Here is a 25406-nt window from a genome sequence, read left to right as displayed (position 1 = left end):
TAGGTATCTTTTCTGTGACTAAAGCTCATGGATGTCATGCCCAGGATCAACGCTCTTCCGTCTCTTGCCCTGATGCGCAGTTTTGAAGCCGCAGCGCGTCACGAAAGCTATACCATGGCGGCAGAGGAACTGGGCGTTACGCAGGGCGCGGTCAGTCGTCAGGTGCGCGAGTTGGAGGCGGCAATAGGTGTTACGCTGTTTCGCCGCGTTGGGCGGGCCGTTCGGCTGTCAAAAGCAGGGCGCGCTTTGCGCGAGGAACTGGCCGGCGATCTTGAACGACTGAGCGGTACAATCAACCGTGCCATTGCCGCTGGGGACGGCGCCACCCTTTTAACCATGGCAGTGTTGCCCACCTTCGCGACGCGATGGCTGGTGCCCCGCCTGGCCGATTTCAAAGCGTCACATCCAGAGATCGTACTGGACCTTCACTCCTATACGACGCCGTTTAGTTTGGAAGAGCGGCGCGTGGACGTTGCCATCCACTTTGGCCATGATGACTGGCCGGGTGCCGCGCTGCGCAAGCTGTTCCCGGAGCATCTGGTGGTCACGGCTGCGCCTGCACTGGTGGGCAGCGCTGGGCTTGACGAAAAACAAGATGTGTTCGATCTGCCGCTATTGCATCTCACCTCACGGTCCGAGCAATGGTCAGACTATCATGACAGCCTGGGATTGGGTGCGAGCGCTGTGTTTCCGGGGATGCGCTTTGATCAGTTTTCGATGCTGATCGAGGGGGCCGTTGCCGGGTTGGGGGCTGCGATCCTGCCGTCTTATCTGATCGAGGCCGAGTTGGCCTCGGGAGCCCTAGTCGAGATTGGTCAGGTCGCGAATGTGTCAGGCAGCGCGTATTACGTGGCTTTCCCAACCGGGCAAAAAAACGAAGCTGTTCAGGTCTTTTCGGATTGGTTGATAAAGCAGTCAAAGCACCGGCGATCAGCTGGCTAGCTGAATGGATCAAAATGGCCGCGCCGGGGTCTTCCTACCCGATGCGGCCAGTTCTTGTTTGCTTGAGAGGCTACTCTTTTACGAACAGCGCGGGCCTTAGATGTCGAACTTTACACCCTGCGCAAGCGGCAGTTCCGCTGAGTAGTTCACGGTATTCGTTTGACGGCGCATATACGCTTTCCACGCGTCCGAACCGCTTTCACGTCCGCCCCCGGTTTCCTTTTCACCGCCAAATGCCCCGCCGATTTCGGCCCCTGATGGCCCGATATTGACGTTGGCGATGCCGCAATCGGATCCGGCCGCGGTCAGGAACTGCTCGGCCTCGCGCATATTCAGGGTGAACACGCAAGAAGACAGCCCCTGCGGCACATCGTTTTGCAGTTCGATGGCCTCGTTGAAATCCTCATAGCCCAAGACATAAAGAATAGGCGCAAATGTTTCGGTCTTCACAGTATCGGACTGCCCGGGCATCTCGACGATCGCAGGTTCCATATAGACACCGCCGGGGACACCTTCGGTCACACAGTTGCCGCCGAACACCTTACCACCTTCGGCCTCTGCCGCCTTCAGCGCAGCTGTCATGGCTGCGCCCGAGGCTTCATCCACCAAAGGCCCAACCAGCGTGCCTTCGGCCATCGGGTCGCCGATGGGCAAACCAGAATAAGCTTTCTTTAGGCGGGCCACCAATTCGTCCTTGATCGAGTTGTGAACGATCAGGCGGCGTAAGGTTGTGCAGCGCTGACCTGCGGTGCCAACTGCCGAAAACACAATGGCGCGCACGGCCATTTCCAGATCTGCCGAGGGGCCAACGATCATCGCGTTGTTACCACCCAGTTCCAGAATGCACTTGCCAAAGCGCGCCGCGACGATGGGCGCCACCGCACGACCCATACGCGTCGAACCGGTTGCCGAGATTACGGGTACATCTTCGCTTGAAACCAGAGCCTCGCCCAAAGCCGCGCCACCGATCACGGTCTGCAACAGACCGTCAGGGGCATCGCCAAAACGGGCCAGAGCACGTTCAAAGATCTTCTGGCACGCCATTGCAGTCAGCGGTGTCTTCTCGGACGGTTTCCAGATCACCGGATCGCCACAGACAATCGCCAGCGCCGCGTTCCACGACCAGACCGCAACCGGAAAGTTGAAGGCCGAGATCACACCTACCGGCCCGGCAGGATGCCAGGTTTCCATCATCCTGTGCCCCGGACGCTCGGATGCGATGGTCAGTCCGTAAAGCTGCCGCGACAGGCCAACGGCAAAATCGCAGATGTCGATCATCTCTTGCACTTCGCCCAAACCTTCGGAGGTGATCTTACCAGCCTCCCAGCTCACAAGCGCGCCAAGATCGTCTTTGGCAGCGCGCAGTTCTTCACCCAGCAGCCGGATCAACTCGCCCCGCTGCGGTGCGGGCACCACGCGCCAGGCTTTGAACGCAGCTTGCGACCGGGCGATGATCGATTTCATCTCAGCGGCGGGCGTTTCATGCACGTCGGCCAATACACGACCATCTATCGGAGACGTCACCTGCAAGGTGCCGCCGGTCAATTCAGCCACAGTCAGGTCCAGTTTCGAAAGTGTGGTTTCTGCAGTCATTACAACGTCTTTCATGTCTCAGGCCGCTTTGTTTTGAGGGGTTGCATCACCAGCGCGATAGAGCGCGCCAAATTCAGTCTTCAGGAAGTCGGGCAGCTTCACCTGCTCTTGCCGGACAAAGCCTTTCGAAGGCAGCGCACCCGTGCGCATCAGGTCGACAACGCCCAGAACGCCTGCGGCTGTCGTGACCTGAATAGCGCTCCAGGTCTGGCCGCTGATGTCACGGGCAAAGCTTTTGTTGATCAGTGATTTTTCACGCAGCGCGCCGTCGATCATGCCCTTGGCTGTGCAGTAGACCAGAACAACGTCCTGATCTGTACGGGGCAGGGCGGATTCGAAAATCTCTTTCAGCAAATCGCGGCGACGTTCCAGGCCCAGATCATGCAGCAGCAGTTTCAGAATGTCACAATGGCCCGGGTAACGGATCGACCGATACGAGACTGACCGCGCCTTGCCTTCAAGCGTTTCGGGCAATGTACCCAGCCCGCCCGAAGTGTTGAAACATTCGTATTCCACGCCGTCATGCCCCAGAACCTCGTAGTCTTCCAGCGGCGCGGTTTTGACCCGTTGGCCGTTCACGATGGCATCGCAGGGGTTGCAATACTCGTTGATCAGCCCGTCAGTTGACCAGGTCAGATTGTATTTTAACGCGTTGGTTGGATAGAGCGGCAGCGCACCGACCCGCATATGCAGGCTGTCGATTTCGTCAAATTCGGCGGCCAGAGAAGCGCCCGCGATACCAACAAAGCCCGGCGCCAACCCGCATTGCGGCATGAATGCTGTCTGGCTGCCCTCGGCCAAGGCGCGCACAGCGTTCGTGGCGGCCACATCCTCGGTCAGATCAAAGTAATGCGCGCCTGCCTTTTGAGCCGCCTCAGCAATCTTTGGTGTCAAAAAGAAGGGAGCCGCCGAGATTACGGCATCAAAGCCCTTAAGACTTGCGGCCAGACTATGTGTGTCGCTGGCGTCGACTTGCTTGGTGGGCACACCAAGCTTTGCAACTTCTGCCAGTGATTTGAGGTCGTGATCCGCAACAGACACGGTGTAATTTGGCGATGCTTTCAGTAGGGTCGCGATCATCTGCCCGATTTTGCCTGCGCCTACGATACACACATTCCAGGACATTACTGTCTTAGCCTCCCAATTTATGCCTCACTTAACGATGGTTCGAAGGCTGTTCGGGTGGCAGGGTGAAATGTGACGAAACGTACAGGTATTCTGTCGTTATGACGGATAATTCGGAGTTATGACGGATCAGAGACGGGCATCTGGGGTGCTGCCTGAAACGGAGATCGAAGGCTAAAACACGCGAATATCTGACATGGTGCGGATGGCGGCCATGTCCTGCGCGTAAAGCTCTGTAAACGCGTCAAATATGTCCGTGTTCCACCCAGGCAAATCCAACTCTTCTTCAACCAGCTCGGGGCGCGCTTGATCCTCGAGGACTTGCGCCAATTCTTCGCGTTGGCCTTGTATATCCAAGGGTGTGCGCCGCCCAAGGATCTCCTGCACTTGTCCTTGTCCTGCGTCGGTCAAGAGCGACGTCAAAAAGGAGTACTCATCGGGAAGGGGTGTCTCGCTGGGCAGCCCTGTCATAGCCCGGACAATATCACCCCAGATCAGAGGTAGATTTTCGTTTTCCCATACGGTCAGTTTAAACTGAGGCGCAAGTTCGCGCAGGTCTTCAATCATGCTGAGCCAACTGAGACAACTGAGGTCAGTGCTGGCCAGAATATCCCGCCGATGGTCTTCGTGAATGGACATCAGTGTTTTGGGAATGAAAATTCCAGGGTTCACCAGCCCGACAAACAGCTCTAGCTGCGCACCTTCCAAGAGGGTTTCAGTAAATGCCGTCCGCCTTCCCGCAAAAGGATAAATCTGACCATGTTGCAGCGCAGTCCGTCGAGGCCCAAAGAACTTGTCGCTCGACAGAACTACACGCTCCAGGTTGACGTCTTGTGGAAAAAGAGGGGCCAGACTGTCCCGCGTTTCGTCGATCGATGTGCCCTGGGTCAGCGCGTCCGACATGATCTTGACGAATTGTCGGGACATCCGCGGGCCCATCGGAGCAGTCTTCATCTCTGCCAGCATCTGTCTGTTTGCAACAAGCGACGACAAAATGTGGCCTTCATCGGTAAAGGCTGCACCGGCATGAATGATTACCTGCATGTCGACTTCCGTACCCTCACATACAATACCCAACCTCGCACATGTCCTTCGCTGTACCAGACGTATGTGGGGTTTCTGCCTGAGTGGTTTTTGCACTTTCTCAGGAAAACCGACAATACCTTAGTTCAAGCTGAAAATGAGGCTTGCAGTCCCCCGCCAGAGGAAGTAATCGACTGCCAGTGCCCCTATAGCTCAGCTGGTAGAGCAACTGATTTGTAATCAGTAGGTCCGCGGTTCGAGTCCGTGTGGGGGCACCACTTTAACATCCAGTTGCGTCCGATTTTGACTGATAGTAGCTTGTAGTTGCAGGGTTTCTACCGTCGGATTGTCCGATGTTGTCCTGCCACGTGCGCTGTAATCTACCCCCAAATGGGGTACCAAATTGGGGTACATGCCACCTGGTGACTGGAAGGTACCCCCAATGCCTGTCTTGAGCGACGCACGGATTCGGGCTCTGAAACCTAAGGAGAAGCCCTACAAGCAGGCCGATTTTGACGGGCTTTATTTGCTGGTGAAGCCGAACGGTTCGAAACTCTGGCGCTTTAAGTATCGTTGGCTCCAAAAGGAAAAGCTGCTGGCGCTGGGCAAGTATCCTGGAGTGACACTGGCCGATGCGCGACGGAAACGGGACGAAGCCCGCAGCCTGATCGCAAATGGCGAAGATCCTTCCAGCGTGCGCAAAGACAAAAAAGCCAGAGAAGAGGCAGAGAACAAAGCCACTTTCTCCAAGTTGGCGATAGAACTGCTGGAAAAGAAGCGCAGCGAAGGCCGTGCCGAAGCAACGCTGACTAAGACCGCCTGGTTTCACCGGCTACTTTCCGCAGACATCGGGAAAATGCCGATCACACAAATAACAGCACGGGATATTCTGGTTCCGCTGCAGAAGATGGAAAAAAAGGGCAATCACGAAAGCGCCGTACGGATGCGGTCTGCTGCCGGGGCCGTCTTTCGCTATGCCATCGCCCTGGGACTCGCCGATAACGATCCGACCTATGGTTTGAAGGATGCCCTGATCAGGCCCCAGGTACAGCACCGCGCGGCAATCACTGATCCGGCGCAGGCCGGTGCATTGCTACGGGCTATCGACGGGTTTTCCGGTCAAAGAACGACGCGCCTCGCATTGCAACTGCTGGCGTTGACTGCCCTGCGCCCCGGAGAGTTGCGAATGGCGGAGTGGGATGAGATCGATGAAGCCAGAATGGCGTGGACCGTTCCGGCACATCGCGCCAAGATGCGGCGGCCTCACACAATACCGCTGTCCCGCCAAACCTTCGATCACTTGAAGGAACTGCGCGACCTGACGGGCTGGGGCAAGTTACTCTTTCCATCGGTACGTTCATCCAAGCGCTGCATGAGCGACAATACTTTGAATGCCGCGCTGCGCCGCATGGGGTATGAGAAGGACGAGATGACGGCGCATGGCTTTCGGGCAATGTTTTCCACATTGGCCAATGAATCAGGCTGTTGGCATCCGGACGCCATTGAGCGAGCACTCGCCCATGTGGAAAAGAATGAAATCCGCCGGGCATACGCACGCAGCGCACACTGGAATGAGCGAGTTGAGTTGGCACAGTGGTGGGCAGATCAGCTTGATACGATGAAGAAGGAAAAACTGGGACATGATTGAATGTGAACAGGCCCCGGTAAAACCTGCTGAACACTTGATGCAGGCTTGGATCTATCAGAACAGTTGGTCTCTTGAAGAAGCCGTCCTGTTGGCGCTGGGCATCTCGCCAGAAGATGCCGGAACCGCACAGGTGCTGGAAGACCATAGCGCGCTATTGACCAGAGCGAAGCGGTCAGGTGAACGATTTGGCGCACCCGAGTTCTGGCTTTGGTGGGCGGAACGTAACAACCTGCCGTTCCATACGGATTGGTGGCTTGCCGTCACGCCGGAAGGCCCGATCGCTTTTGATGGCCAGCATTTTGCTCATCGCAGACAGGAAGTGCTCTCCCCCAAGTACGCCAGACAGGAACGACGTCTGATCGGGGAGTGGGCTCGAAAACCCTATTGGACAGCCCGCGAGGCAATCGATTTGTCCCTGAATTTCAAACCATTCACTACAGATGGTTGGCGTGGGAGCGGCCCGGAAACCGGGGAGACGATTCGTGAGCGTGACGACAGGTTCCTGATTTTGGAAAGGGCGTTGGAGATAGGGGAGATCAGTGAGAAGGCGCCTGCCAAGGACTATCTGCACTGGCTGGCGAAACGGGGGTATTATGTGTCCCCTGCATGGCGGCGTGCTGTGGGGATGCCGGGTCACAACAACCGGCACCCGGATAAGGTGGTCGAGAATACAGAAACCGTCGCAGAGAACGAGAAACTTCGAGATATGCTGCGAGCGAAAGATGAGCGCCTGTCTGAATTGGACGCAAAACTAGAGGCCTCTTCCTCTGCCGAAAACAGCCGGGCTCAAAAGTCTGCTAGCACTACACGGATCGCAACGCTTCAAAAAGCCCTCATTGCTTGCGCAGTGGACGGCCACAGTTATACGCCCATTCAAAAACGCTCTGAAGTGCCGAAGCAGATTGCGGACAAAGCTGCTGAACTTGGCTGCGGGGTGGACCAGCAAACGGTTCGTAGGCTTCTAAAGGAGGCCAGTGAGTTGCACGTCAACAGCAACTATTGGAGCGACTGAACCCCTTAAAAGTATAATTCATATCGTGGATCCACGATAGGACTTCGTGGATACTCGCTGCACAAGACCGGACCTCGTCAGCCTTGGACCATCTGTAACAAACATAGATGGACTACGATGCTATTTGACGATCTTCCCGACGATGCGCTGCTGCGCGAAAAGCAGATCCTGCACCCTCACGGTCCCGTACCTGTATCCCGTTCGACGTGGTGGGCAGGCGTCCGCGCAGGGCGCTTCCCTCAGCCTGTGCGCCTCGGACCTCGCACAACAGCTTGGCGTGTTGGTGACATCCGCGAACTCCTGCGGGAGGGCGCTTGATGTACCAGCCCCAGAGCTTTTCTCTTTCCCATAACCGGGCATCTCTGAATGGGGGTGCCGATGGCTAAATTCAACCACACCGCCGCAGTGGGGGATCTGTTCGCAGATCCCTCTACTCCCGTTTCGCAACCGCCTGTGTCTGACACCAATCAAGGTGGGGTTCAGGCTAAAGTTCAGCTTCAGTCCACTCCGCCTTCTCTGACTTCGGCGCAAGTCGCTGCGTTGGAGGCAATTGAAGCTGAAAACCTCGGCAAAGACGAACGATATCTCAAAGACGTTGAAGTGGCCAAACGCTTTGGCATCGCTCGCCAAACAGTCTGGAAACGCGTGGAGCTTGGTGTTCTACCTGCACCGATCAAACTGCCCCCAAACAGCAGTCGCTGGCGCCTATCCAGCCTGCTCGCGTTTGAGAAAAAACTGGCTGGAGCATCACGCCAAACCAAAAAGAAAAGTCGCAAGGCAGGGCACGAAGCATGACACGGGCCCACTACAAGGTGAAGGTCTGCCAGGACCAAGTCTATTCGGTAGATGAACTATGCAAAACCTACAATGTTCGCCGTAATGCCATCACCGACTGGATGAAATCCGGCCTGCGGAAATCAGACGAACTGCGCCCTTTTGTTTTTCGTGGGGCTGAGCTGCAACGCTACCACAATGGCCAGAAGCGCAAACCGCTCGCTAAACTAAAACAGGGTGAGTTCAATTGTTTGAGCTGCGGCAGCGCAGGTTATCCCGCTCCTCAGTCGATCTCGCTGATGACAACCTCCAGTTATAGGTTCATGGCGGTGGGTGTCTGCGCTACCTGCGATGCCCAGGTAACAAAGTTACTGAAAGCGTCAGAATACGACAGCATAGAAAAATGCCTAATGTTGGGTACCAGCCTGACTCTGATAGACGAAAGTATTTGTGAGATCCCAGCTGATACCGGGAATAAACCCGACCTTCGCGAGACGGTTTGGTACCCTACAAACGATCGGATCGTGCATGAGTGGCAAATCTATGCTGGGCGCTTTGAGACTTCGACCAAACGCGCCCATCTGCGAAGCATCCGCATGCTGGAGGTTTTCCTAGGAGGCAAAGCCTTCGATAAGGTCACGCCAAAGGACGCCGCAGACTTTCGTGATCATTTGGTCAATCTTGGCCAAACGCTCAAAGAGCATGGCGGTTTGGGTAATTCTACAATCCGGCACCACGCGTCGCAGGTCCGCCAGTTCTTCGAATGGCTCCGGCTTCAGGACGGCTACAAGCGTTTGAGTCAAAACATCCCGCTCTATCTGGAGCTTCCAAAGGCGGTACACGCCAAAACCCTGCCGCGTGATGATCGCGACTATTTGACAATCGAGCAGGCGGAAAAGATGTTGGAGAAGATGCCAGATCGCACAATTGCAGAGCGTCGTGATCGTGCCATGGTGGCTTGTGCTTACACCAGTGGGTTACGTGCCGCAGCGCTCACTACACTTAGACTGAAACACATTGACCTCTATAAAAGGGAACTAGTTCAGAACGCCTTAGAAATGCGCGCGAAAAATGGGAAGAGCTTTCGCATTGTTTTCTTCCCGCGCACTGAAGCCTTCCAAGAGGTCCTTGTAAACTGGCTTTCGGAGTTGGTTGTACTGGGTTTTACCCAAGACGACGCTGTCTTCCCTGAGCTTGCACATCTGAAACAACACGGTTCAGAGATCAGCCCCGTACCCCCTATGAAATCGCCCTCAGCCGTGTGCTGTGCCTTTAATCTCGCCACCTCCCAGATCGGACGCAAATGCACACCGCACTCTGTTCGTGATACGCTCAAGGCGCTTGAGCGCCCAGCGCGAGAGCAACGTCAACTGGATAGTTGCGCCGATAGAGCCACGTATGGCCCTTCAGATAGGCATAGCGAATGTGAGCAGACATGGCCTCCTCCTTTCAGATTTGGAATGTGGGATGGGATCAGGTGTCTGAGACGAGTCGAACGATCATCTCGAGGGCCGGTTCGCCGTAGGAACCAGCCAAAGGACCGGTGACGGCATGGCCGGTCACGCAGTCTTCAAACACCTCTTCCACGCGGAACAGATGTTCAGGAACGTCATCGAAGGCGCGGACGACCACGACGTCACCGGGGGTCAGCTCCAGCTCAGTCATCGTCGGGCCTCCACGTCCAGAGAACCGACAGCAGAACCAGCGCCGAGACAGCGGGATGAGACCGCGCGACCACCCAGAGCATCGTCGTCAGGACGGCCTTGGGCGGTGGGCGCAAAAGAAAACCCCCGACGAGAACGCCGAGGGCAGACAGGTACTTCATGGATCAAACTCCTGCAGTTGCTTCTTTATTTAGATGCAGGGGTTCTCTCGGTTTCTGGGGGGACGGACGTTCAGGGTTGCTGCGCGGATGGCGGGTTTGCGGACGTAGCGGTCATTGGCTTGAAGTCTTTTTAAACAACAGCGTCGTCCTTGCGGTCGGTTTGGTGCCAGTGTTCGGGACTCGTTAAATGTCTGGATTTTGAAAGCGCCCTTCCCATAGGCTGCTAACCAAAATGGATGAGCGATGGGAGGATGAAATGCTCGATACGACACTGACGGATCAGACACAGGCGTTTCTCGACGCGTTCGGCGAGGCACTCGATAAAGGAGATGTTGAAGCTGCCACCGAGATGTTTCAGGATGACTGCTACTGGCGCGATCTAGTGACCTTCACTTGGAACATCAAAACAGTCGAAGGAAAAGGTCAGGTAGCCGATATGTTGCGGCACCAATTGGCGACGATCAAGCCAAAAGGATGGAAGGTCGCGGACGGCGAGGTTCCGACTGAAGACGGTGGCATCACGACAGCATGGATCGAATTTGAAACTGAGGTTGCGCGCGGTTACGGTTTAATCCGTCTGAAGGATGGGTTGATCTGGACGCTGCTGACCACGATGGTCGAACTCAAAGGATACGAAGAACCTAAGGGCTTTCAGCGTCCTCTAGGAGCTAAACATGGAGCCGGGAAACACCGCACGACCTGGAAAGAAGAGCGGGAACAAGAAGAGGCGGAACTCGGATACAAGACGCAACCTTACTGCCTGATCATTGGCGGCGGACAGGGCGGTATTGCTTTGGGTGCACGTCTTCGCCAGCTCGGCGTGCCTACTATCATTGTGGAGCGCAACGAACGCCCCGGAGACAGCTGGCGCAAACGCTACAAATCCCTCTGCCTACATGACCCGGTCTGGTACGACCATCTGCCTTACATCAAATTCCCAGAGAATTGGCCGGTCTTCTCACCCAAGGATAAAATCGGTGATTGGCTCGAAATGTACACCAAGGTGATGGAGCTCAACTACTGGACACACACGACCGCCAAGTCCGCCAGCTATGACGAGACAACCAAGGAATGGACGGTCGTTGTAGACCGCGACGGCGAGGAAGTAACGCTGAAACCCAAACAGCTTGTCATGGCAACGGGTATGTCAGGCAAGGCCAACATGCCGAGCTTTCCCGGAATGAATAAGTTCAAAGGCGATCAGCACCACTCATCGCAGCATCCAGGCCCAGACAAGTACAAAGGTAAAAAGGCAGTTGTCGTTGGATCAAACAATTCCGCGCATGATATCGCCGCAGCCCTTTGGGAGAATGACGTCGACGTCACCATGGTTCAGCGCTCCTCGACGCATATTGTGCGGTCCGATACTTTGATGGAAATCGGGCTCGGGGATCTATATTCCGAACGGGCCGTCGAAGCCGGCATGACGACCGAAAAGGCAGACCTTATCTTCGCTTCGCTGCCTTATGCGATCCTACATGAGTTCCAGATTCCAGCCTACGCCGCGATGAAGGAACAAGACAAGGAGTTCTATGACGGGCTTGAGAAAGCAGGGTTTTGGCTTGATTGGGGCGACGACGATTCCGGTTTGTTCATGAAATATCTGCGCCGTGGATCAGGCTACTATATCGACATCGGCGCCAGCCAGCTCATCATTGATGGAGAGATCAAGATAAAGCGTGGTCAGGTTGTTGAGGTCGACGAAACCGGCGTAATCTTGGATGATGGAACACATCTCGACGCAGATGTCATTGTCTATGCAACTGGCTACAATTCGATGAATGGTTGGATTGCAGATCTGGCTGGTCAAGAAATGGCTGACAGAGTCGGGAAAGTATGGGGTTTGGGATCGGATACGACGAAGGACCCTGGCCCTTGGGAGGGGGAACAGCGCAACATGTGGAAACCTACACAGCAAGAAGCTCTATGGTTTCACGGCGGGAATCTGCATCAGTCGCGCCACTATTCGCAGTTTCTATCGCTGCAGATAAAAGCTCGAATGGAAGGTATCGAAACGCCTGTTTATGGTCTTCAAGACGTACACCATTTGTCTTAAACGTCGTCGGGCCGGAGCTTTTCCGGCCCCACTTTCCCAAAAGATTACACCCTAAAAAGAACTATCCCTTCAGCAAATCAAAATCAGAAGCGTTCGCAAGATAGACTGCGCGGCTTGTAGTCGAAACTCAGGACTATATTTATTTCTAATGTTCCACCAGATGAGTGACGGCTTTGGGCTCAAGGCAGTCATATGAGTCTTTCAGTCAGATGACGGCTTAGGAACGGAAAGCGGTCATTGATGGTGGTCATTCCGAGAAATTTCGCCCGAAGGTCTGCATTGAACGGCAGCGGTCTTTCGCTGCAACTTGCTTGAACTTCTACTTTGCGGACAAAGCGGTCTATGGTTCTCCAAACAAATCGGCCATCCTTGGGTTTACAGTACACAGTTGTGTAGAGTGGGAAGGATACTTGTCTTCACTTCCGAAAGCGTTTTCGGGTATTAATAGAGTCCCGACATGGGTCCCGGGCGTCCCGACCCTCTCCCGTTGGCTTCCTTGGCTATCAGACGGTGTCGTCCCAATGGTTGGGGCGTTCCGGATCACACGGTAGCAAGGTCGGCAATACGGACAAAGTGGGTGTTCAAGGAACCTTTTAAAGTGCCTTTTCAATGAACTTTGAAAAAAGCTCACCCTGCGAATTGATCCTAAGTTTCGCGTAAATGTTGCGTCTGTGGATGCGGACTGTGCCTGGAGAGATGCCGAGAATTGTGCCGACAGCTTCTGCCGAATGGCCCTTCAACGTGAACTCAACGACTTCTCTTTCTCGTGGCGTCAGAACGCCATCGCCAAATGCCTGGAAAGCAAGATCGACGCGACGACTAACGCCATTCGCTGCGGCGCCGCGGGTCATCGTTGGAAAGTCACTCCAATGTTTGCAACAGGCTGCCCGAACGAGCGGCCATAGAGCGTGCAAATGACGAATTTCCTTGGCTGAAAAAGGCTTCACTGATCGCATGAGCGAGACCACAACCATCCCAGTGCTTGGGATATCGATAAAGTAGCCAATCTCCTCTGCTAACCCAGTCCTTTTGTAATAGCTGCGATAGTATTCGCCCTGATAGAACCTGTCCGGTGCGATATCGCGCATGCGGTACAGACCCGGTGTTATCGGTTTTGTCGCGGCCAAAAAAAATGGATCGAGTACGTAGGGCCCTGCTTGGTAATCCTCAACAAAAATACGCCGTTTGCTTTTGGGAAAATCGTCGTGAAGGTCTATAGGTGCTTCGGTTCCGACATGGCCAAACACCACTGTAAAATCGAATGGTGCGACCTGCCGCAAGCCATCTGCCAAAGCACATGGAAATTCTGGGGTTCCGATCTTCTCCACGACCCTGCCGGCCTCTTCCATCCAATCGTACACACGCTGCTCCAGATTTTCGAAAAGCAGCTCTATACCCCAATTGTGGTATATACAGCTAATCGGAGTTATTGTTACTTTTTCCCTGTTTGAGTGGTATGCCAATAAATGCCAAAAAATCAAGCAAAAGGAAAAAGGCAGTATATGAGCTTTGACATGAGCGTCACCATGCAGACGATTGCGGAACTCCGCGGAGTGACTAAGACCTTCGGGAATGTGGTCGCTGCCAAAGACCTGAATCTTTCCATTGGGAAAGGAGAGTTCCTGTCGTTCTTAGGCCCATCTGGTTGCGGCAAAACCACTGCACTTAGGATGCTGGCGGGTTTCGAGAAACCAACCGAAGGTCAGGTGTTGCTCGATGGCGAAGTCGTCAACGACTTGGATGCGCACCATCGCCCAGTCAACATGGTGTTTCAGCACTACGCTCTTTTTCCTCACCTGAGCGTGTTCGACAACATCGCGTACGGCCTGCGCCAACAACGACCACGCGTAGACAAACAAACAATCGCGACAAAGGTTAAGCAGGCGCTGGAAACTGTCCGTCTGGGTGGGTTTGGCCCACGTCGAATCTGGGAGATGTCTGGTGGTCAGCAGCAACGCGTCGCTTTGGCGCGTGCGATCGTAAACGAGCCCAAGCTTTTGCTGCTCGATGAACCAATGGCTGCTCTGGATCGAAAGCTTCGAAAAGAAATGCAGTTTGAACTGCAGAACCTGCAACGACAACTGGGAATAACTTTTGTCCTCGTCACGCACGACCAAGAAGAAGCGCTTTCAATGTCCGACCGAATTTGTGTGATGGAAGGCGGCAGTATTGTGCAAGTAGGCAGCCCACGCGAACTCTATGACATGCCCCGCAGCCGTTACGTGGCTGGATTTGTTGGCACCTCGAATTTCTTTGATGCAACTGTGACTGACGCAGTAGCCGACCAAATCACTGTGCGTTTAGCGAGTGGCCAAAAGGTGCACGGAACTCCGGAGATTCCAATAGATGCAGGGCAGGAAGTGTGCGTCAGCATCCGTCCTGAACAGATAGCGCTGACCCGCGCGCTGCCCGCAGCTGAAATTGCTCTGCCAGTTACCATTCAAAATCGGATCTTCCTTGGGGAGCACACAGAATACCTTGCGCGCAACGAAGCACTGGGTGATTTCCACGTACTTGTGCCAAGGCAAGCGGAATTGAACGAGGGGACGTTCAATGCAGGAGAACAGGCCTTTGTTTCATGGGGCGAAGGCGCACTGCTGATCCTGGAAAATTAACAAATCCCGCAGTCCAACAACAGAGAGGTTCACAATGACCAAGGATAATGGGACTATTTCCAAGCAAAAGTTCATGGAAGAGCTTCGCCGGTACCAAAAGGGTTCGGTCACACGGCGACATTTTTTGGGCGTGACAGGTCTTGGGATGGCAACGGCCGTTCTGGGCACGGTTATGCCTGGGTTGCGTCCACGCCCGGCATTTGCTGCCGGAGACATTGGCGACCGAGTGATCCTCGCCACGTGGCCGAACTACCATGACGAGATGAACTTCGAAGCCTTCACGGAAGCCACTGGCGCTCACGTTCAGGTCAATGTTTTTGGCTCGAACGAAGAGATGTTGGCAAAACTGCAAGCCGGAGGGTCTGGCTGGGACGTGTTCGTTCCAACCAATTACACGATCACTACGTATGTGGGCGAAGATCTGATCATCCCGCTCGATACGTCCAAACTGCCAAACTACGACGCAGGTTCATTCGAACAGCGCTTTTCAGATGCCGGCTCTGTCGATGGCCAGCTTTACGCGGTGCCGAAAAACTGGGGCACGACCGGCTTTGCAGTGAATACTAGTAAGCTTGACGGCGCTCCGACTCCAACCACATGGAAAGAGTTCTGGGACCTTACTATGGAAGGTTACTCAGGTCGGACAATGGTGCATGATTACCAACTCACCACCATCGGTAATGCCCTGAAATACTTCGGCTACTCCTTCAACTCGGTCGATGAGAAGGAACTGGCGGATGCCGAGAAATTGTTGCTGGATGCTAAACCGCATCTGTTTGCAATCTCGTCGGATTATCAGCCACCGATGCGTAACGGTGACGCGTGGATGACGATGTGCTGGACAGGTGACGGCAAGCAGATGAATGTGGACATGCCTGAGATCGCCTACGTTCTGGGAGCCGAGGGCGGTGAACTCTGGTCCGACTACTACGCTATTCCTAAGGGCGCACCCCATATGGATGCCGCTTATGCCTTGATCGACTTCCTGCTGAACCCGGAAGTTAATGCGAAAGAAGTCCTCGCTCATGGCTATCCATCGGCTGATGCTCGCACCAATGCGTTGCTGCCAAAGGAATTGCTGGAAGATCCGATCCTTTATCCGGCAGCTGACCTTTTGAATGCGCTCGAGTTTGGCGCGGCGGCTACGCTAACCGATCCAAACCGTGCCGAGTTGCTCGCCCGCTTCAAGTCGGCCTAAGCGGCAAGGCCGCAATATCGGAAAAGACGAGGACAATATGACCAAACGAGGCAGAAAAGCACTGTTGCTGGCACCGGCAGGAATATGGCTTTTGGTAATGCTTGCCCTTCCACTACTGGTCGTCTTCGTCTTTTCCTTTGGCGAACGGGGTGCCGCCGGAGGCTATGTTCCAGCGTTCACTTTGGAACAATATGCCAACCTTCCTGCGCGATGGACGGCGTTTAAGAACACCTTGATCCTTGCACCTCTGGGGACTATCGCTGCGTTGGTAATTGCCTACCCGCTCGCCTACTTTCTTGCGGTGCGTTGTTCACCAAAGTGGAAAACTTCGCTGTTGATCCTGGTGATCGTGCCGTTCTGGACATCGATCCTGATCCGGTCATACGCATGGATTTTCATCCTTGGGGGGCGTGGCTTGCCCGCTTTACTGGAGTCGATCGGCATCGATGATGTCCGCCTGATAAATACGCCGTTCGCTGTGCTTGTGGGGATTGTCTATGGGTATCTACCTTTGATGGTTTTCCCAATTTTTGTAAGCTTGGACAAACTGGATAAACGCCTTCTGGAAGCCTCAGCGGATCTCGGCTCCACTCCGTGGCGTACGTTCCGTCAGGTAACACTTCCTCTGTCGGTACCAGGTATCGCAACTGGCTGCATGCTGGTCTTCATCCTACTCATGGGCGAATTTCTGATCCCAGCGATCTTAGGTGGCGGAAAAGTGTTTTTCGTCGGAAATGCGCTGGTGGACCTGTTCTTGCAGTCTCGAAACTGGGCGTACGGTTCGGCGGTCGCAATGACGCTGGTTGTCGTAATGCTTGTCACTGTCTCAATTTACATGAAATTCATCTCGCGCCTGGGTGGCCAGCGCGAAGATGTCTCGCTGATGTGAGGGTCCGATGCGTTTTTACGCGACTTGCGTCTACCTTTTTCTCTATATTCCAATCGGCATCATCGCGCTTTTCAGCTTCAATGCCGGACGACACGCAAGCCAGTTCATGGGGTTCTCGACCCAATGGTATGGCAAAGCGCTCAACAACCCATTTGTTATGGACGCGCTCGAGACCAGTCTGCTTGCGGCATTCATAACTGCTTGCCTCGCATCCACACTCGGAACCATGGCCGCCATCGCTTTACAAGGGGTTAAGGGATGGCTCCGAACTTTGTTCGATGCGATGATTTATATTGCGATAATGATACCAGGTATCGTCATCGGTATCGCGACACTCATTGCCCTGGTCACCGTATTCGGCTGGCTAAACCCGCTTCTTGTGAGCCTATGGCCCGATGGAGCAAATCCCCCACAACTTTCCATGGGGATGCCCACTCTTGTCGCCGCACACACCATGTTCACAATGGCGCTGGTCATAATCATCGTACGTGCAAGGCTTTCGGGTATGGACCGTGCCCTCATGGAAGCCTCAGCTGACCTCTTTGCGACGCCCTGGGGCACCTTTCGGCAGGTGACCCTGCCGTTGATAGCACCGGCAATTTTGGCGGGCTTCCTGCTCAGCTTCACTTTCTCATTTGATGATTTCATCATAGCGTTCTTCGTAGCTGGCTCAGAAACAACCCTGCCTATCTACATATTCTCATCCATCCGACGCGGCGTAACGCCCGAGATCAATGCCATCGGCACTATGGTTATGGGCGCGTCGCTCTTGTTGCTCGTTGCAGCGCAACTGCTTTTGCGCCGAGGCGCCTCAAAATCGAATAGTTAAATAAAGGAGCCAAGTGAAATGCGGCTTGCAGGTAAAGTCGCGCTCGTGACGGGCGCGGGATCAGGAATTGGTCGGGCGGGTTCAATGGCAATGGCACAAGAGGGTGCGCATGTTGTGGTAACGGATCGCGATGCAACTCTTGCTGAAGACACTGTGGCCGCGATCGTTGCGCAGGGGAATCAAGCATCTGCCCTACAGCTTGACGTGACTGATGACGATGCCCTTACCAAAGCCATAGACGAAGCAGTAAAAAACTTCGGTCGGCTTGACGTGTTGCACTCTCATGCTGGGTTGCAGATCGAAGGAACGCTGGAAGAAGTGGAACCAGATGGAATGGATGCATCTTGGGCATTGAATGTCCGCGCTCACTTCATTGCCGCGCGCGCAGCCGTCCCCCATATGAAATCACAAGGTGGAGGCAGCGTGATCGTCACGGCCTCCAATTCTGGGGTTCAATACGACCGGGGGATGATCGCCTATGCGACTACAAAGCACGCAGCTGTTGCGATGGTTCGGCAGATGGCAGCCGACTACGCTGTCCATGCAATCCGTTTCAATGCCCTTTGTCCAGGATTTGTAGACACCCCCTTCAATGCAGGCTTCGAAAAGCAGATGGGTGGCCGTGCCAAACTGGAAAGCTACATCGAGCAGGCGATCCCTATGAGTCGGTGGGCGACAGTTGAAGAGATTGGCCATGGGATCGTCTATTTAGCTTCAGATGAATCCGCTTTTATGACGGGGCAAGCCTTGGTTATCGATGGCGGTGAATGCATTTAGTGATGGGTTAGACCGCTCAAGAGAATGTCTATCGCCGCACTTCATTTTTGGCGAGCACATTTCAGTCCGCTTTGGGCTCGATGCGGACATTCAGTTAATAGCGCCCAATGTCTGCAATGCGGACGAAGCTGTTGTTCGCTGCTTTGCAGCAGTCAGCTTCTGCACAAAACTATGATAAAGCGGTTACATTCAGAATTTCAGTTCCTGTGAACGCCTTTGCCGCCGCCACTGTTTCCGCCCTTGCCGCCTTTGCCGCCGCCACTGTTTCCGCCCTTGCCGCCTTTGCCACCGCCACTGTTTCCGCCCTTGCCGCCTTTGCCGCCGCCACTGTTTCCGCCTTTGCCGCCAGGCTTGCTTCCGGCCTTTCCACCTCCACGGTTTCCACCTTTACCGGGCTGGCTACCTTCATTGTCTACGCCTTTGCTACCGCCAACGTTTCCGCCTGTACTGCTTTTGCTGCCACCACTACTGGCATTGTTTTTGCCGCCGCCAGCGCTTGTCGAATTGCTTGCAACTTCAGTAGTGACGCCGCTGCCCACACTGTTTCTGTCAGAGCCAGCTTTGGTACTCTCACCACGTTCTATTCCCGAATTGAAGATACCCGACAACTTACCGAACAGATTGCCGTGTTGCATGGGAGGCTTTGCCAATACAGCTCGCGCAACAACCTGGGGCTTGGCCACTGTTGGCGGCTTCTGAAAAGAGGGCGCCGATTTAGCTCCATCTCCGGACACCCAGAGCTCTAAAAGCCCCCGTTTTGGTGACGGTACGAAACTGGTAAAATCTCGTGCGACGCCGTCGAAAAAGTTCGCCAAGTCCTCCCCCATACGCTGGTCTTCTAGATGGTAGAAGCGTACTTGCGTATTTTTTATTGTGAAGGGTGATGACGCAACGGATTCCACCGAAATTCCCTCTGCCTCAAATCGTTCTAGGACACTTCGGCGACGCTCCTGTGGAAGGTTCTTCGGTAAATGCACGACAATGAAAGTTTCGCTTTCCAAAGAAAGTGGTGAGGCCCAAAAATCTGATAAGGCAAAGGATGCCGGGTCCACCTCCTTGAGAAGTGACGCTGACTTAATTGAGATTGGCGCCGGAGGGCTGGGCCAGTTTTCAGTATTGGACACTGTTATGTAGTCGGGGAGTTCCAAGACTGGGCTATATTGTGCAATTGCGGGTCGTTTTCCTGCATGGCCTGTCTGGATAACATGTATGGTTTCTTCACCCGACACCATTTCAATTGGTTTTGAGAATTTAGAGAAGGCTTCCGGTCGCTCTTCGATGTGCGGCAAAGTCATGCTTCTCAGCGTGGTATTCGTCATTTTGGGAACGGAAAGCTTTGGTTGTGAAGGAGCAGGTGAGATACGAATGTTGTATCCGTTGCTTTGGAATGAAGATCGATAGTTTGAAATGTTTTTGCTAAAACTTACAATTTGCGCTTGGAAATGGCTGGAGTTCGCGTACAGCAATCCAACGGGGGCAATGAGAAAGGCCAAAAGAACTCCAAGTTGTGGGTTCATCCACGTTCCTGATTTCTTGGAAAAGCTAGAAGTTTCAGTGGGCGTTTTAACGGGAACAATTATTGCTTCGCGTGACCTGAGAGATTTTGCTTTACCTGACTGTTCGACATCTATTTTTCTCTTGGAAGTAGGACGAGAAGAGGCGTGTTTCCTTGGTTTTTCGGCATTGGTCAGTGTAAATTGGGTCAACTCTTCGGCAGGTGGTTCTTGGATAGGCTTTTTGACCTCGACTTCATCAATATCCGAAGCCCAGGACATGACATTCAGCTTTGTTTGACCGTCCGTGCCAATAACAAGCTTGGCTTCATTATAAGTCGTATCAAGCTTTTTCCGGACACCCAGAACTTTTAGAGTTTCGGTGCCCTTTTGGCTATTTGGAACTTTTTGCTTGGTTATTTTTTGCAGTACTTCTTCACGCTGTGCGCGGGTAATCGCCATTCGCGTGAGCATATTGTTCTGACGATTTTTTTTGTCGGAAACGCCCTTTTTCTGATTTTGGTCAGGAGACCGGTTCAGCAGTACTTTTTCTCGCTGTTTTCGCGCTTCGGCTAATCGTTTTGCCCATTCTTCAGGGTCATAGGGAAGATTACCGTGCTCAGCGTGGTGTTGTTCCGCGATATTTTCATGTTCAGTCACAACTTAGCTCACTAACTTTTGGGCCAAGCAGCTAAATTGTGTCCTAGAGAAGCGGAGCGTTAACCGAATTTGGCGCATCGTCTGTTTGCTAGGGGGGCGCAATGGGCTCAAGAGAAGCAATTTGTCGTGTTTTTGTCAACAATTATAGAGTTTTTAAGCCAGATTTTGACCAAGTATTAACGCTAAATGAGTGGCCGCTTTGGGCTCAGAGCAGACGTTCGGCAGAATTCAGTGAAAGTCTGCTACGCGGACAAAGCCGTCTCAGGCCGGCGCTGCAGATTTCGCATTTCCACCGACAACCCACAAACACAACACCGCAAGCAAAACCTCTATCGCAAATGCGGCAAGAATGTTTTCGGATGGCCAACCATCGAGGACGAAACTGATCGTCCTGCCCACGGCGAAAGCTGAGAAAACCGTAGCCCCAAGCAAGGCTGAGGCCTGGACCAACTTTTTGTAAAATGCTCCGCACAAAATGATCAGGCCAAGTACCGCGAGATTGGCAGCAGGTGCACGCAACTCACTCATCAGGTTTGGCTGCGGCGAGAGTACGATGCCGTAGTTGGCGTAGAAAGACTGTGGGTCCAGAGTGATGGCCAGACCTATAGCGAATGCAGTTAATCCGGACATGCCCAAGATAAGTCTGCCTCTAAGTTCAGGTTTCATGTTTGTCTCCAATGTCCTTTGGCCTGGCTTAAGCGGCTTTGGTCCACGCGCCAGACATTTCAGCTTTGTTTGCGAAGTCGGCGAAGTCGCGTGGCGCGCGTCCAAGCGCACGCTGGACCCCGTCCGCGAGGTTCGCATTGCGCCCGTCCAGCGTTTCACGCGCGATGTCCGTAATCACATCAGCAATCATCTCGCCATTCGCATGGGCAATTTCCGCGTGGAAGTCTTCGAATGAAATTGGCAGGTATTGCACAGTCCGTCCCATGGCACGCGAAAGCTCTGCGGCAATGTCAGCAAACGTCATGAGGCGTGGTCCCGTGACCTCGTACAGTTCGCCGTCGTGTCCTTCTTCTGTCAAAGCAGCTACGGCAACATCGGCGATGTCGTCCACGTCGATGATTGGTTCGCGTACATCACCGGCGGGCATCGGCAAGACACCTGCCATGACCGGACCAAGCAATGCCCCTTCAGAGAAGTTTTGTGCAAACCATGCTGCACGAACGATAGTGAACGGAACTCCGGAATTGCGTACGACTGCTTCCGCTCGTTCCGCATGAAACTCGCCACGCCCGGTTAGCAGCACAAAACGCCGTAATCCCTTTTCACGAGCCAATGCTGTGAAGGCTTCGACTTGCTCAACCGCGCCTGGAAAAGCGATGTCAGGAAAGTAAGAAATATAGGCAGACGAGACGCCTTCCAGGATTGCGGGCCAGGTCTGCGGTTGTTCCCAGTCAAATGGCGTTTCACTGTTCCGCGATGCGCGCCGGACTGTCTGCCCTTTTTCTTCCAGACGTGTCGCGATCCGCGATCCGGTTTTGCCTGTTGCGCCAAGTACAAGAATGGTTTGCTGTATCATTGGTCATCTCCATGAGTTCACTTGATGGCCCGAAATTAGGCAATCAATAGAGATGTTCTATTCTTCAGAATCCGATATTCTTATTCGATCGTCCAAATTCGATAGACGAAGAGCTAAATTTCAGCCAAGGTCCCCACATGAACAAGGTTGAACCGCATGTCCCTGACCCAGATGCACTGGCACAGCCGATCGGCGATCCGCTGGGGGAAATCCTCCATTTGCTGAAATTGACAGGTACATTCTATTGCCAGTCCCGCATGACTGCACCATGGGGCGTATCGATACCGGGATTTCCCGGCGTACTGAGTTTTGCGGTCATCACACACGGGCGGTGCTTGATGAAGGTCGGTGACGATGACCCGTTCGAGGTCGAAAAAGGCGATCTGGTCTTGATGACCAACGGAGCTCCGGTCGGTTTCTTTAGCTCAGATGACACGCCGCTTTTGACGCTGGAGGAGTTGCCCATTCGCAAGGTAACCGAGCTTTATGAAACACTGGAATACGGCGGCGGCGGCGCGGAGACGGGCATCATGTACGGCTTGGTCCGAATAGATCACGCCGCCAGTGATATGTTGATGCGTTTGCTTCCGGATGTACTCAAAATCGACCCGTGGGAGGAGGACGCCGGAAGCTGGTTACAGGCAACTTTGCAATTCATCGCAAAAGAGGCGCGGGAATTGAGACCGGGCGGCGAAACCGTGATCACGCGACTGGCCGATGTGGTTGTCATTGAGGCCATTCGTCGTTGGCTGAACAGCGCACCCGATGCAGATCGAGGCTGGTTAAAAGCTGCGCGAGACCCGCAGATCGGGCGCACGATAGTCGCGATTCACCGTGCGCCTGCTGCGGGTTGGACAGTCGAGTCTCTCGCGGAGGTTGCTGGTATGTCCAGATCCGCTTTCGCGGCACGGTTTACTGAGTTGGTAGGCGTTCCAGCAATCCAGTATCTTGCAACGTGGCGTATGCACCTTGCCAGCGAAAGGTTGGTGTCCACCGATCAACCAATCTCGCAGATTGCCGCTGACATCGGATACTTGTCAGAGCCTGCGTTCAACAAAGCCTTTAAACGGGTATTTGGCGCACCACCGGGAAAAATCAGAAAGAACGGAGTTCATTCCGTATCCAGGCGAAACTTGAGAAACTGAGCATCTTCGTATTCGATCTCGCCGATGTGTTTGGCACCGAGTTTCCGGAGCGCACCCAGATTTTTTCTACTTGGTGGCAGCAGAAACGTGACAAAGGGGATACGTTTGTCAGCAATCGCAAAGTCGATTGCCATTTTGGAAATCCGTTTCCCAAGGCCAAAGGCGTCGGGCCGCAAAACCAACCCAAAATCCCATTCGTCATCTTCTTTTTGAAAGCCCCCCCAACCAACATACCGACCGCCTGACAAAAATGCCCAATGTCCAAGACCGTCCCGTGCCCAGTAGCCTTCCTTCTTGGCGATAAACTCTCTTGCGACGTCAACATTCCATTTGAACGTCAAAAGCGGCATATGCTCTGCTACCCGGGGGTCGGACATATGAACCGCAATGTCATTCGGATCGATTTCCGAAAGGCGTGCAAATGAAATCCCATCTTTTATCATTATACTCATTTGATGGCCCGAGCTGTCCCTTGCATGCAAAGTAATTATGGCGCGAATACTGTTTCACAGCTTTCTCGCGACAATGTACCGGCTCGGCAATAACCCGGCTTGATCCGCTGTCTCGACGATATCGAAGCCCGCAAGTTCAATGGCGAGCTGGAGTTCAGCTACGGATACAAAATTTACGAACGGAGCTTTCCCGAGCACCTGCATAATCGGGATCGCTATTCGGCTGATTATGCCATATTTGAACCCTCCACTCTCTGGAGCGCAAACGGTCTTGGAAATGAATACCCCACCGGGTTTTGTAAGGGTCGCAATGTGTTCGAGTGCATGGCCCATATCGGGCACAAGGTGCAGTAGATTATGTGCGAGGACAGCGTCGTAAGAACCGTCGTTAGGATCGTGCTGCAGAACCTCGGCCACTTTGAACGTTACATTCTCCAGCTCTTCTTCAGCGAGTTTTTCGTTGGCGATTTCGATCATCCCCGGTGCGAGATCGGTGGCAGTGACTTGAGCCACATGTGGTGCCAGTAGCAACGCGGTTGACCCCGTCCCACACCCGATTTCCAGCACGCTGTCTTCGGCTTTCAGGTAGGACTTTGTACGTTCGAGCGTGTTCAGATACCCTTCCATATTTCGGATAGGATCAGCCGCATATTTGCGCGAAATCTTGCTCCAAAATGCGGTATCTTTGGACAATGCAGCCATATCGTTTCTCTTTTCCTTTGTTGTCACCGCAGCCAATATCTTAAAACGCCGATTTATTAAATTGCCAGATATTGCAGAACTGTTATGCATTAATGCATGAATTGGAAGGCTATCAATTTCGATTGGAACCAGGCTCGGTCCTTTCTTGCAACGGCAGAAGAAGGCTCGTTTTCCGCCGCGGCGCGCGTGCTTGAGCAGACCCAGCCAACCGTCGGTCGTCAGGTCGCCGCGCTGGAACAGGCGCTTGGCGTCACCTTGTTTGAAAGGGTTGGCAAGTCGCTTAATCTGACAACAGCCGGTGCTGAGCTTTTGGTGCATGTCAGTGAAATGGCAAATGTCGCTAACAGAATTTCTCTGACCGCAACAAGCCAGTCACAAGCAGTTGAAGGGCAAGTCAGGATCACTGCGTCCGACGTGATGTCAGCCTATCAGCTACCGCCTATTCTCAAACAGATCAGGCTCGCGGCACCGCGGCTTGAGATCGACGTTGTCGCAGCAAATGACATACGAGACATACAGCGGCGCGAGGCAGATATCGCAATTCGGCATGTGCGCCCGACACAGCCGGATCTGATTGCAAAGCTCGTGGCAGAAGCGACGGCACATTTTTACGCTGCCCCTTCATACCTCGAACAGGTTGGGCGACCACGAAATGAAGACGAACTTGCTAAGTTGGATTTCGTCGGCTTTGGCGATGTTGACACGATGATTGGATTTCTCAATCCGGCTGACATCGAAGTAACCCGCAAGAATTTTCGGATTGGATCGCAGAGCGGGATAGTGTCATGGGAGCTTGTGCGCCAAGGCTTCGGCATTAGTGTTATGTCAGACGATGTGGCGGCCCTTACACCCGGTGTGGAGCGTGTTCTGCCCGAACGCGAACCATTCAAATTTCCTATCTGGTTGGCCACACACTCTGAGTTACAAACAGCGCGAAGGATCAGGTTGGTTTTTGATCAGCTTGCAGACCATCTCGGCTCGCGGACAAATTATTGAACGTGCGTTGGTCTGGTGTCGTGAACCGGAGTCTGCTTCGGGCTCAGAGCAGCCATTCGCTATGTTCCGTCTAACTGACCTCTTTGCGGACAAAGCAGTGGTTCAACTCAGACGCGAGAAAACCTCCCCA

The 25406-nt window shown here is 53.8% G+C and carries 24 protein-coding genes and 1 tRNA gene; 15 read left to right on the top strand and 10 right to left on the bottom strand.

The window, feature by feature from the left end; all coding sequences use genetic code 11:
• The first annotated feature begins 36 nt into the window (after positions 1 to 36).
• Entirely contained in the window at positions 37 to 942 is a 906-nt protein-coding gene (locus GS632_RS20230; protein WP_216601879.1) for a LysR substrate-binding domain-containing protein, read from the top strand.
• A 96-nt stretch (positions 943 to 1038) separates the two neighbouring features.
• Here the strand turns inward: GS632_RS20230 and GS632_RS20225 are convergent, their stop codons facing one another.
• The 3 genes from GS632_RS20225 to GS632_RS20215 all read right to left on the bottom strand — a co-directional run bounded on the left by GS632_RS20225 (position 1039) and on the right by GS632_RS20215 (position 4704).
• On the bottom strand, positions 1039 to 2535 hold the full coding sequence (locus GS632_RS20225; RefSeq protein WP_371732354.1) for an aldehyde dehydrogenase family protein: 1497 nt from the start codon (positions 2533 to 2535) through the stop codon (positions 1039 to 1041).
• 18 nt (positions 2536 to 2553) lie between these two features.
• Positions 2554 to 3660, bottom strand: coding sequence for a saccharopine dehydrogenase family protein (locus GS632_RS20220; protein WP_171238650.1), 1107 nt, complete (start codon positions 3658 to 3660; stop codon positions 2554 to 2556).
• Between the two features lie 174 nt (positions 3661 to 3834).
• Positions 3835 to 4704 (bottom strand): hypothetical protein, encoded by an 870-nt coding sequence (locus GS632_RS20215; protein ID WP_171175767.1) that lies wholly within the window; start codon positions 4702 to 4704, stop codon positions 3835 to 3837.
• 181 nt (positions 4705 to 4885) lie between these two features.
• On the opposite strand from GS632_RS20215, the gene GS632_RS20210 reads away from it, so the two are divergent.
• The 6 genes from GS632_RS20210 (at position 4886) to GS632_RS20185 (ending at position 9664) form a co-directional block, all read left to right on the top strand.
• Positions 4886 to 4961 (top strand) — tRNA-Thr (locus GS632_RS20210).
• A 164-nt stretch (positions 4962 to 5125) separates the two neighbouring features.
• On the top strand, positions 5126 to 6331 hold the full coding sequence (locus GS632_RS20205; RefSeq protein WP_171722381.1) for an integrase arm-type DNA-binding domain-containing protein: 1206 nt from the start codon (positions 5126 to 5128) through the stop codon (positions 6329 to 6331).
• 88 nt (positions 6332 to 6419) lie between these two features.
• Positions 6420 to 7343, top strand: a complete 924-nt coding sequence (locus GS632_RS20200; RefSeq protein ID WP_171235722.1) for a hypothetical protein — start codon at positions 6420 to 6422, stop codon at positions 7341 to 7343.
• Between the two features lie 117 nt (positions 7344 to 7460).
• Entirely contained in the window at positions 7461 to 7661 is a 201-nt protein-coding gene (locus tag GS632_RS22305) for an AlpA family transcriptional regulator (protein ID WP_171722380.1), read from the top strand.
• Between the two features lie 60 nt (positions 7662 to 7721).
• Positions 7722 to 8138, top strand: coding sequence for an AlpA family transcriptional regulator (locus tag GS632_RS20190; RefSeq protein ID WP_171722379.1), 417 nt, complete (start codon positions 7722 to 7724; stop codon positions 8136 to 8138).
• Positions 8135 to 9664, top strand: a complete 1530-nt coding sequence (locus GS632_RS20185) for a tyrosine-type recombinase/integrase (RefSeq protein WP_171722378.1) — start codon at positions 8135 to 8137, stop codon at positions 9662 to 9664. The genes GS632_RS20190 and GS632_RS20185 overlap by 4 nt, the downstream gene beginning before the upstream one ends.
• A 110-nt stretch (positions 9665 to 9774) precedes the next feature.
• Here the strand turns inward: GS632_RS20185 and GS632_RS20180 are convergent, their stop codons facing one another.
• Positions 9775 to 9942 (bottom strand): hypothetical protein, encoded by a 168-nt coding sequence (locus tag GS632_RS20180; RefSeq protein WP_171239150.1) that lies wholly within the window; start codon positions 9940 to 9942, stop codon positions 9775 to 9777.
• A 256-nt stretch (positions 9943 to 10198) separates the two neighbouring features.
• Here GS632_RS20180 and GS632_RS20175 point away from each other — a divergent pair, with 256 nt between their 5' ends.
• Entirely contained in the window at positions 10199 to 11998 is a 1800-nt protein-coding gene (locus tag GS632_RS20175) for an NAD(P)/FAD-dependent oxidoreductase (protein WP_171722377.1), read from the top strand.
• Between the two features lie 593 nt (positions 11999 to 12591).
• Here GS632_RS20175 and GS632_RS20170 read toward each other — a convergent pair.
• The gene (locus tag GS632_RS20170) at positions 12592 to 13359 is read right to left on the bottom strand and encodes a helix-turn-helix transcriptional regulator (RefSeq protein ID WP_348540160.1); all 768 of its coding nucleotides are present in this window, start codon (positions 13357 to 13359) and stop codon (positions 12592 to 12594) included.
• Positions 13360 to 13512: 153 nt separating this feature from the next.
• On the opposite strand from GS632_RS20170, the gene GS632_RS20165 reads away from it, so the two are divergent.
• The 5 genes from GS632_RS20165 to GS632_RS20145 are packed head-to-tail and all read left to right on the top strand — an operon-like array spanning position 13513 to position 18306.
• Positions 13513 to 14613 (top strand): ABC transporter ATP-binding protein, encoded by a 1101-nt coding sequence (locus tag GS632_RS20165; RefSeq protein ID WP_253284522.1) that lies wholly within the window; start codon positions 13513 to 13515, stop codon positions 14611 to 14613.
• 34 nt (positions 14614 to 14647) lie between these two features.
• Positions 14648 to 15811, top strand: a complete 1164-nt coding sequence (locus tag GS632_RS20160) for a PotD/PotF family extracellular solute-binding protein (protein ID WP_171722376.1) — start codon at positions 14648 to 14650, stop codon at positions 15809 to 15811.
• Positions 15812 to 15848: 37 nt separating this feature from the next.
• A complete protein-coding gene (locus GS632_RS20155; RefSeq protein WP_171236886.1) occupies positions 15849 to 16700 on the top strand; it encodes an ABC transporter permease in 852 nt (283 codons plus the stop codon).
• Between the two features lie 7 nt (positions 16701 to 16707).
• Positions 16708 to 17529, top strand: a complete 822-nt coding sequence (locus GS632_RS20150) for an ABC transporter permease (protein ID WP_171236887.1) — start codon at positions 16708 to 16710, stop codon at positions 17527 to 17529.
• 18 nt (positions 17530 to 17547) lie between these two features.
• Positions 17548 to 18306, top strand: coding sequence for an SDR family NAD(P)-dependent oxidoreductase (locus GS632_RS20145; protein WP_171236888.1), 759 nt, complete (start codon positions 17548 to 17550; stop codon positions 18304 to 18306).
• A gap of 197 nt (positions 18307 to 18503) precedes the next feature.
• On the opposite strand, the gene GS632_RS22050 is transcribed toward GS632_RS20145, so the two are convergent.
• The 3 genes from GS632_RS22050 to GS632_RS20130 form a co-directional block, all read right to left on the bottom strand.
• Positions 18504 to 20459, bottom strand: a complete 1956-nt coding sequence (locus GS632_RS22050) for a hypothetical protein (RefSeq protein WP_216601877.1) — start codon at positions 20457 to 20459, stop codon at positions 18504 to 18506.
• A 261-nt stretch (positions 20460 to 20720) separates the two neighbouring features.
• A complete protein-coding gene (locus tag GS632_RS20135; protein WP_170412893.1) occupies positions 20721 to 21125 on the bottom strand; it encodes a DUF4345 domain-containing protein in 405 nt (134 codons plus the stop codon).
• Positions 21126 to 21153: 28 nt separating this feature from the next.
• Positions 21154 to 21981 carry an NmrA family NAD(P)-binding protein gene (locus GS632_RS20130; RefSeq protein ID WP_171127093.1) on the bottom strand — a complete coding sequence of 276 codons (828 nt, stop codon included), beginning with the start codon at positions 21979 to 21981 and terminating at the stop codon, positions 21154 to 21156.
• Between the two features lie 137 nt (positions 21982 to 22118).
• Between GS632_RS20130 and GS632_RS20125 the strand changes: the two genes are divergently transcribed.
• Positions 22119 to 23126, top strand: coding sequence for an AraC family transcriptional regulator (locus tag GS632_RS20125; RefSeq protein ID WP_170620607.1), 1008 nt, complete (start codon positions 22119 to 22121; stop codon positions 23124 to 23126).
• Here the strand turns inward: GS632_RS20125 and GS632_RS20120 are convergent.
• Both GS632_RS20120 and GS632_RS20115 read right to left on the bottom strand, forming a co-directional pair.
• Positions 23093 to 23578 carry a GNAT family N-acetyltransferase gene (locus GS632_RS20120; protein WP_216598975.1) on the bottom strand — a complete coding sequence of 162 codons (486 nt, stop codon included), beginning with the start codon at positions 23576 to 23578 and terminating at the stop codon, positions 23093 to 23095. The genes GS632_RS20125 and GS632_RS20120 overlap by 34 nt on opposite strands.
• 54 nt (positions 23579 to 23632) lie before the next feature.
• Positions 23633 to 24280 (bottom strand): class I SAM-dependent methyltransferase, encoded by a 648-nt coding sequence (locus GS632_RS20115; RefSeq protein ID WP_253282732.1) that lies wholly within the window; start codon positions 24278 to 24280, stop codon positions 23633 to 23635.
• A 96-nt stretch (positions 24281 to 24376) separates the two neighbouring features.
• Between GS632_RS20115 and GS632_RS20110 the strand changes: the two genes are divergently transcribed.
• Positions 24377 to 25276 (top strand): LysR family transcriptional regulator, encoded by a 900-nt coding sequence (locus GS632_RS20110; protein WP_170412903.1) that lies wholly within the window; start codon positions 24377 to 24379, stop codon positions 25274 to 25276.
• Positions 25277 to 25406: the final 130 nt, after the last annotated feature.

The organism is Ruegeria sp. HKCCD7296 (assembly GCF_013110775.1).
GTDB lineage: Bacteria > Pseudomonadota > Alphaproteobacteria > Rhodobacterales > Rhodobacteraceae > Ruegeria.
Note: the sequence above shows the minus strand (reverse complement) of the source record. Positions and strands in the feature narration are given on the sequence as shown.

Bases quoted from the DNA above. Each gene is read 5' to 3' on its own strand.
- GS632_RS20230 (WP_216601879.1), top strand. From the start codon at position 37: ATGCCCAGGATCAACGCTCTTCCGTCTCTTGCCCTGATGCGCAGTTTT.
- GS632_RS20225 (WP_371732354.1), bottom strand. From the start codon at position 2,535: ATGACTGCAGAAACCACACTTTCGAAACTGGACCTGACTGTGGCTGAA.
- GS632_RS20220 (WP_171238650.1), bottom strand. From the start codon at position 3,660: ATGTCCTGGAATGTGTGTATCGTAGGCGCAGGCAAAATCGGGCAGATG.
- GS632_RS20215 (WP_171175767.1), bottom strand. From the start codon at position 4,704: ATGCAGGTAATCATTCATGCCGGTGCAGCCTTTACCGATGAAGGCCAC.
- GS632_RS20205 (WP_171722381.1), top strand. From the start codon at position 5,126: ATGCCTGTCTTGAGCGACGCACGGATTCGGGCTCTGAAACCTAAGGAG.
- GS632_RS22305 (WP_171722380.1), top strand. From the start codon at position 7,461: ATGCTATTTGACGATCTTCCCGACGATGCGCTGCTGCGCGAAAAGCAG.
- GS632_RS20190 (WP_171722379.1), top strand. From the start codon at position 7,722: ATGGCTAAATTCAACCACACCGCCGCAGTGGGGGATCTGTTCGCAGAT.
- GS632_RS20185 (WP_171722378.1), top strand. From the start codon at position 8,135: ATGACACGGGCCCACTACAAGGTGAAGGTCTGCCAGGACCAAGTCTAT.
- GS632_RS20180 (WP_171239150.1), bottom strand. From the start codon at position 9,942: ATGAAGTACCTGTCTGCCCTCGGCGTTCTCGTCGGGGGTTTTCTTTTG.
- GS632_RS20175 (WP_171722377.1), top strand. From the start codon at position 10,199: ATGCTCGATACGACACTGACGGATCAGACACAGGCGTTTCTCGACGCG.
- GS632_RS20165 (WP_253284522.1), top strand. From the start codon at position 13,513: ATGAGCGTCACCATGCAGACGATTGCGGAACTCCGCGGAGTGACTAAG.
- GS632_RS20160 (WP_171722376.1), top strand. From the start codon at position 14,648: ATGACCAAGGATAATGGGACTATTTCCAAGCAAAAGTTCATGGAAGAG.
- GS632_RS20155 (WP_171236886.1), top strand. From the start codon at position 15,849: ATGACCAAACGAGGCAGAAAAGCACTGTTGCTGGCACCGGCAGGAATA.
- GS632_RS20150 (WP_171236887.1), top strand. From the start codon at position 16,708: ATGCGTTTTTACGCGACTTGCGTCTACCTTTTTCTCTATATTCCAATC.
- GS632_RS20145 (WP_171236888.1), top strand. From the start codon at position 17,548: ATGCGGCTTGCAGGTAAAGTCGCGCTCGTGACGGGCGCGGGATCAGGA.
- GS632_RS20135 (WP_170412893.1), bottom strand. From the start codon at position 21,125: ATGAAACCTGAACTTAGAGGCAGACTTATCTTGGGCATGTCCGGATTA.
- GS632_RS20130 (WP_171127093.1), bottom strand. From the start codon at position 21,981: ATGATACAGCAAACCATTCTTGTACTTGGCGCAACAGGCAAAACCGGA.
- GS632_RS20125 (WP_170620607.1), top strand. From the start codon at position 22,119: ATGAACAAGGTTGAACCGCATGTCCCTGACCCAGATGCACTGGCACAG.
- GS632_RS20120 (WP_216598975.1), bottom strand. From the start codon at position 23,578: ATGAGTATAATGATAAAAGATGGGATTTCATTTGCACGCCTTTCGGAA.
- GS632_RS20115 (WP_253282732.1), bottom strand. From the start codon at position 24,280: ATGGCTGCATTGTCCAAAGATACCGCATTTTGGAGCAAGATTTCGCGC.
- GS632_RS20110 (WP_170412903.1), top strand. From the start codon at position 24,377: ATGAATTGGAAGGCTATCAATTTCGATTGGAACCAGGCTCGGTCCTTT.